The organism is Enterococcus ureilyticus (assembly GCF_001730315.1).
In the GTDB taxonomy this organism is placed as follows: Bacteria; Bacillota; Bacilli; order Lactobacillales; family Enterococcaceae; genus Enterococcus_L; species Enterococcus_L ureilyticus.
Map to the genome: position 1 here is coordinate 1 of NZ_MIKC01000033.1, position 1344 is coordinate 1344.

At 35.4% G+C, this 1344-nt stretch carries 1 protein-coding gene; it reads right to left on the reverse strand.

Features of this window, described 5'->3' with window-relative positions; translation table 11 throughout:
• Positions 1 to 55: 55 nt before the first annotated feature.
• Complete coding sequence (locus tag BCR24_RS10425; RefSeq protein WP_167351675.1) at positions 56 to 1342, reverse strand: ISL3 family transposase; 1287 nt, start codon at positions 1340 to 1342, stop codon at positions 56 to 58.
• Positions 1343 to 1344 lie beyond the last annotated feature (2 nt).

The window sequence follows — 1344 nt, forward strand, 5'->3', positions numbered from 1 at the left end:
TGAAGAAAATCTAAAGAATTAAATCGATTAATATGATTCCTAGAGGAAATTTCCTCTAGGTTTTTCTATTTTCTTGAAAAAGAATAGTGCCAAAACATAAAGAAATTCTCAACTTAAAATTGTAAAAGTTACGAAACCCATAAGCATTTCTCTTCAACACTTTAATATGGTTGTTTAAACATTCCAATGGTCCATTAGAATAAGGCAATTCTAGCGCATTTTTAATTTCATTTTTGTACTTCTTAAAAGTACCAATAGTCGTTTGGTAATAGGTAGGAAGACGACAAAAATCTTCGTCTAATAGTGCATAAAACCGAGCAAAATCTCTTGTCTGTACGGCATAAAGAAAGTCCTGATAATACGTGTAGCCAGTCTTCAGCTCGTTATCATACGCAAGTAAACGATCAACGACTTCTGTTTCAGTTAAATAGGTGCGGAAGGAAGAACGCCAAAGGCGTTTTTCAAAATCAAGCTTCGACTGATTTTTTTGAAGAAGTTTCCAGTATTTCTTCAAGTGTCGATATTTTTTTGCTTCTGTATTTCCCTGATGAAGAAATGTATTCATTCTCTGAATACGGTGCTTTAAAAAGGTTCGGCTGATGAGTTGGACAATATGAAAGCGATCAAGAATAATCTGAGCCGTCGGAAATAACTTTTTAACGAGAGAAAAATAAGGGGCATACATATCGCAAACAATATACTTAACCGTTTTACGAACAGCCAAAGGAAAACGTGAAAAATACCGCTCTAGAAAAGGGAGCTGACGATTTTCAACGACATCAATTAACTGCTTTGTTTGACCATCCATCATGATAAAACTCATAGAAGCGGTGACTTGCTTAACTGATTTAAATTCATCAAAACAAAGGACTTCAGGTAAAGTGAGTCGGTTGATTTTTTTAGGTTCATAAAATCGTTTTAGGACACGATAAACAGAAGAGACAGAGACCTTCTTTTGACGCGCAATTTCACTCATAGAAGTGGTTTTTCTGAGCCTATCGGCAATGGATAGCTTCACTTTAGTTGAAATCGAACAATGTTTTTCAACAAGACTCGTTTTAGCAACGAACGATCGATTACAGGAGTAACAGAAGAAACGGCGTTTCTTCAAGCGTAAATACGTTTGATACTCCGAAACATCATTCAGTAAAATCAGACAAGTTGTAAAGCCCCAACGTATAATGGCGGCATTCTCTTTCGATTCACAATGAGGACAAACATGAGCAGCATAATCGAGCGTACCTGAGAAGACCTGACAGATTCTACCTTTGATTCGTTCTTTTTTTAAGCCATTTTCATTAAAAGTAATGTTTAAGTCTAGAATATCTAAGGTTTCTTTGATAA